Origin of the sequence: Streptomyces sp. MB09-02B (assembly GCF_033794485.1) — a bacterium.
GTDB lineage: Bacteria > Actinomycetota > Actinomycetes > Streptomycetales > Streptomycetaceae > Streptomyces.
The window spans coordinates 1-5623 of the sequence record NZ_JARGEE010000522.1; the positions used below are offsets into that span (position 1 = coordinate 1).

Sequence of the window (5623 nt, forward strand, 5' to 3'; positions counted from 1 at the left end):
GGCCGGCGTGAGGGCCGGGGCAGGGGACGTGATCCCGCCGCTGGAGATCGAGATCACCCGCACGCTCGTCGTCGCGGGGGCGATCGCCTCGCGGGACTACCAGGACGTGCACCACGACCCGGAGCTGGCGCGGCGGCGCGGGTCGCCCGATGTGTTCATGAACATCCTGACGACGAACGGGCTGGTGGGGCGGTACGTGACCGACCACTTCGGACCGGACGCCGTCCTGCGCAAGGTGGCGATCCGGCTTGGCGCGCCCAACTACCCGGGCGACACGATGGTATTGACGGGCACGGTCGAGACGACCGACGGCCCGACGGTCACGGTCAAGGTGATCGGCGACAACGGCGTCGGCCGGCACGTCACCGGCACGGTGACCCTGACCCTGCCCCTCCTCCCCCTGCCCATGCCCCCGAGGGAGGCGGTGTGAGCGTACGGACCAAGGACGGGCTCGGCGGGCGGGCCGCGATCGTCGGCATCGGAGCGACCGACTTCTCCAAGGACTCGGGGCGCAGCGAGCTGCGGCTGGCCGTGGAGGCGGTGCGCGCGGCGCTGGACGACGCGGGGCTGGCGCCGGCGGACGTGGACGGCATGGTGACGTTCACGATGGACACGAGCCCGGAGATCACGGTCGCGCAGGCGGCCGGCATCGGCGAGCTGTCCTTCTTCTCCCGCGTCCACTACGGCGGCGGTGCCGCGTGCGCGACCGTGCAGCAGGCGGCGCTCGCGGTCGCGACGGGCGTGGCCGAGGTCGTGGTCTGCTACCGGGCCTTCAACGAGCGCTCGGGGCGCCGGTTCGGGTCGGGTGTACGGCACCGGGAGCCGTCTGCGGAGGGCGTGGCCCTGGGCTGGACGCTGCCGTTCGGGCTGCTCACGCCCGCCTCGTGGGTGGCGATGGCGGCACAGCGCTATCTGTACGCCTACGGGCTGACCCCGGAGGCGTTCGGACACGTGGCCGTGGTCGACCGCCGGCACGCGGCGACCAACCCGGCGGCGTACTTCCACGGCCGCCCCATCACCCTCGACGACCACGCGGCATCGCGCTGGATCGTCGAGCCGCTGCGGCTGCTGGACTGCTGCCAGGAGACGGACGGCGGTCAGGCGCTCGTCGTGACCTCGGTGGAGCGCGCGCGTGATCTGCCGAAGCCGCCCGCCGTGGTCGTGGCCGCCGCCCAGGGCGCGGGCCGGGCGCAGCAGCAGATGACCGGCTTCTACGACAGCGATCTCACCGGGCTGCCGGAGATGGGTGTCGTCGCCCGACAGCTCCGGCGCACCTCGGGGCTGGGCCCCGACGACATCGACGTGGGCATCCTCTACGACCACTTCACGCCGTTCGTGCTGATGCAGTTGGAGGAGTTCGGGTTCTGCGGGCCGGGGGAGGCGGCCAACTTCGTCGCAGAGGAACGGCTGCCGCTCAACACGCACGGCGGGCAGCTCGGCGAGGCGTATCTGCATGGGATGAACGGCATCGCGGAGGCCGTACGACAGCTGCGGGGCACCTCCGTGAACCAGGTCGCCGGTGCCGAGCGGGTGCTGGTCACCGCGGGGACGGGGGTGCCCACCTCGGGGTTGGTGCTGGGAGCGGACGGGTGAGCGGTGCGGACGGGGCGGCTGAGGAGGGCTTCGGGCACTCCGGGGGCCGGTGGGGCGGGCGCCGTACACCCGGGGCAGGTGGTCCTCAGGGGTACACCCTCAGTACCTGGGGGCTGTTCATCCACCTCCAGTAGGTGAGGTCTGCCCCACTCCTACAACCTGAGGGGGATTCGGCTTCGGGACCTGCGGCCGATCCGCCGGGCGGGGCCCGCTCCTAGCGTGGAGCCATGACCACACCCGTCTGCACCAGCGCTTCGCAGGCCGCTGCTCCAGTGCCGCGGACCCTGTCGACCTCGGCCCGTTCGACCTCGGCCCGTTCGACCCCGGCCCGCTCGCACTCAGCCCGGCCGACCCTGCCGGGCCTGACGGACCTGTCGTACCCGTCGTTCTCGGCGTACGTGAAGGCCCGCCAGCCGGTGCTGCTGCGGACCGCCCGGTCGCTGACCGCGAACCCGTGCGACGCCGAGGACCTCCTGCAGACCGCGCTGGCCAAGACGTATGTCGCCTGGGAGCGCATCGAGGACCACCGGGCCCTCGACGGCTATGTCCGCCGGGCGCTGCTGAACACCCGGACGTCCCAGTGGCGCAAGCGCAAGGTGGACGAGTTCGCGTGCGACGAGCTGCCGGAGCCGGACGGGGTCCAGGCCGCCGACCCGGCCGAGCAGCAGGCGCTGCACGACGCGATGTGGCGGGCGATCATGAAGCTGCCGGCGCGGCAGCGGGCCATGGTCGTCCTCAGGTACTACGAGGACCTGAGCGAGATCCAGACGGCCGAGGTGCTCGGCGTCTCGGTCGGCACGGTGAAGTCGGCGGTGTCCCGCGCGCTGGGCAAGCTGCGCGAGGACCCCGAGCTGGAACCTGTGCGCTGACGCGGAACCCCGTCCGCCGACATGGAACCCGAGCGTCGGCGTGGAACCCGTCCGCCAGCATGGACCCCGTGCGCTGACACGGACCCCGTGCACTTGCCTGGAACCCGTGCGCTTGCCTGGAACCCGTGCGCCGGCACGTTCGTTGGCCTGTCATGTGGTTCGCGCGACGGCTCTCTCTGATCGATCATCCTGGCACCTAGTGACATACCGAGCGGTATGTGAGCAGAATCAGCGCAACCGTTACCACCGCGTAGGCAGAGCCGCCCCGGGAGGACGCCGTGCTGAGCACCATGCAGGACGTACCGCTGTTGATCTCCAGGATCCTGACCCACGGGTCGAGCATCCACGGGACGTCGCAGGTGATCACCTGGACCGGCGAGGGCGAGCCCGACCGCCGCTCCTACGCCGAGATCGGCGCCCGCGCCGCGCAGCTGGCCCACGCCCTGCGCGAGGATCTCGGCGTCGACGGTGACGAACGGGTCGCCACGCTCATGTGGAACAACGCGGAACACGTCGAGGCGTACTTCGCCATCCCCTCCATGGGCGCCGTTCTGCACACCCTCAACCTGCGGCTGCCCCCCGAGCAGCTCGCCTGGATCGTGCACCACGCCGCCGACCGCGTGATCATCGCCAACGGTTCGCTGCTTCCCCTCCTCGCGCCGCTCCTCCCGCACCTCAAGCCGGTGGAGCACGTCGTCGTGGCCGGGCCCGGCGACCGGTCGCTGCTCGCCGGAGCGAGCGTCCAGGTGCACGAGTACGAGGACCTGATCGCCGGCAAGCCGACCACCTACGACTGGCCCGAGCTGGACGAACGCACCGCCGCGGCCATGTGTTACACCTCCGGCACCACCGGCGACCCCAAGGGCGTCGTCTACTCCCACCGCTCGATCTACCTGCACTCCATGCAGGTCAACATGGCCCAGTCCATGGGCCTGACGGACGCCGACCTCTCGCTCGTCGTCGTCCCGCAGTTCCACGTCAACGCCTGGGGTCTGCCGCACGCGACCTTCATGACCGGCGTCAACATGCTGATGCCCGACCGCTTCCTGCAGCCCGGCCCGCTCGCCGAGATGATCGAGACGCTGAAGCCGTCGCACGCCGCCGCCGTGCCCACCATCTGGCAGGGCCTGCTCGCGGAGCTGACCGCCCGCCCGCGCGAGGTCGCCTCCCTCACCCAGGTGACCATCGGCGGCTCGGCCTGCCCGCCCGCCCTCATGGAGGCCTTCGACAAGCTGGGTATGCGCGTCTGCCACGCCTGGGGCATGACGGAGACCTCCCCGCTCGGCACGATCGCCCGGCCCCCGGCCCATGTCGAGGCCGGCTCGGAGGAGGAGCTCGCCTACCGCCTCACCCAGGGCCGCTTCCCCGCCTCGGTCGAGGCCCGCCTCACCGGTCCCGGCGGCGAACGCCTCCCCTGGGACGGCGAGTCCGCCGGTGAGCTGGAGGTCCGGGGCCCCTGGATCGCGGGTGCCTACTTCGGCGGCCAGGGTGCCGAACCCATCCGCCCCGACGACAAGTTCAGTGAGGACGGCTGGCTGAAGACGGGCGACGTCGGCACGATCAGCCCCGACGGCTTCCTCACCCTCACCGACCGGGCCAAGGACGTCATCAAGTCGGGCGGCGAGTGGATCTCCTCGGTCGAGCTGGAGAACGCGCTCATGGCCCACCCGGACGTCGCCGAGGCCGCCGTCGTCGCCGTACCGGACGAGAAGTGGGGCGAGCGCCCCCTCGCCACGGTCGTACTGAAGGAGGGCTCCACCGCCGACTTCGCCGCCCTGCGCTCCTTCCTCGCCGACGAGGGCCACATCGCCAAGTGGCAGCTCCCGGAGCGCTGGACGATCATCGAGTCGGTGCCGAAGACGAGCGTGGGCAAGTTCGACAAGAAGGTGCTGCGGAGGCAGTACGCGGAGGGTTCGTTGGACGTGACGCAGATCTGACGCACGTCCGACGCACGTCCGACGCAGGTCCGACGCAGATGTGACGCAGGACTAGGACGCGCACGTAAGGCAGTTGGGGCGGTGTTTCACGTGAAACACCGCCCCAACTGTTGGTGTCCGTGGGTTCAGTTCGTGCCGACTCGTGCCAACAGGTCCACGATCCGGGTCTGGACCTCGGGGCTCGTCGAGCGTTCCGCGAGGAAGAGGACCGTCTCGCCCGAGGCCAGGCGCGGGAGTTCGGACTGGTCGACGGCGGCGGTGTAGACGACGAGCGGGGTGCGGTTCAATTGGCCGTTCGCCCGCAGCCAGTCGATGATTCCGGCCTGGCGGCGGTGCACCTGGAGCAGGTCCATCACCACGAGGTTGGGCCGCATCTGCGCGGCCAGGGTGACCGCGTCCGCGTCCGACGCCGCCCGCGCGACCTGCATGCCACGCCGTTCCAGCGTCGCGGTCAGGGCCAGCGCGATCTCCGCGTGCTCCTCGATGAGCAGGACGCGCGGCGGGTGCTGCTCGGAGTCGCGGGGCGCGAGCGCCTTCAGCAGGATCGCCGGGTCGGCCCCGTACGCAGCCTCACGCGTTGCCTGGCCGAGGCCCGCCGTGACGAGGACGGGGACCTCGGCGGCCACGGCGGCCTGACGCAGCGACTGGAGCGCCGTGCGGGTGATGGGCCCGGTCAGCGGATCGACGAACAGGGCGGCCGGGTACGCGGCGATCTGGGCGTCCACGTCCTCGCGGGAGTTCACGATGACGGGCCGGTAGCCACGCTCGCTCAGCGCCTGGTGGGTCGTCACGTCCGGCGCGGGCCACACCAGCAGCCGACGCGGGTTGTCGAGCGGCTCCGGAGGCAACTCGTCGTCCATCGGCTGCGGATGCGGACGGTCGGGGACCTCCACCGCGCCGCCGGGCCCGTCAAGGGGCTCGGGACCTTCGTCCGCGTTCTCGTCGGGCGCCCCTATGGCGTACGACCGCCCGGCCCCCTCCGTACGGCCCGCCAGCCGGGACTGCCCGGCGAGGGACGGCTGCGACGGGAGCGGAACCTGCCCGGCGAGCGAGGGCTGCGACGGCAGCGGGACCTGCCCGGCGAGTGAAGGCTGCGACACCTGGGGGGCCGTCTGCGGCTGGGCCGCGACCCGACCCGGGGGTGGGGTCTGTCCGGTGCCCACGCGCAGACCCGTGCCGTTGGTGGGGGTGGACTGCGGGTGGGCACCGGACAGACCCCACCCC

General features: G+C 71.8%; 4 protein-coding genes and 1 pseudogene. 4 read left to right on the forward strand and 1 reads right to left on the reverse strand.

The window, feature by feature from the left end; translation table 11 throughout:
* Positions 1–7: 7 nt before the first annotated feature.
* The 4 genes from P1P70_RS39625 to P1P70_RS39640 all read left to right on the forward strand — a co-directional run bounded on the left by P1P70_RS39625 (position 8) and on the right by P1P70_RS39640 (position 4399).
* Positions 8–430 (forward strand): MaoC family dehydratase, encoded by a 423-nt coding sequence (locus P1P70_RS39625; RefSeq protein WP_319246558.1) that lies wholly within the window; start codon positions 8–10, stop codon positions 428–430.
* Positions 427–1593 carry a lipid-transfer protein gene (locus P1P70_RS39630; protein ID WP_319246551.1) on the forward strand — a complete coding sequence of 389 codons (1167 nt, stop codon included), beginning with the start codon at positions 427–429 and terminating at the stop codon, positions 1591–1593. Before P1P70_RS39625 ends, P1P70_RS39630 begins: the two co-directional genes overlap by 4 nt.
* 227 nt (positions 1594–1820) lie before the next feature.
* Positions 1821–2462: a SigE family RNA polymerase sigma factor gene (locus P1P70_RS39635; RefSeq protein WP_319246553.1), complete on the forward strand. Its 642-nt coding sequence runs from the start codon at positions 1821–1823 to the stop codon at positions 2460–2462.
* 278 nt (positions 2463–2740) lie between these two features.
* The gene (locus P1P70_RS39640) at positions 2741–4399 is read left to right on the forward strand and encodes a long-chain fatty acid--CoA ligase (RefSeq protein ID WP_319246555.1); all 1659 of its coding nucleotides are present in this window, start codon (positions 2741–2743) and stop codon (positions 4397–4399) included.
* A gap of 125 nt (positions 4400–4524) precedes the next feature.
* Here the strand turns inward: P1P70_RS39640 and P1P70_RS39645 are convergent.
* Positions 4525–5623: pseudogene (locus P1P70_RS39645) on the reverse strand (histidine kinase); the annotation flags it as partial.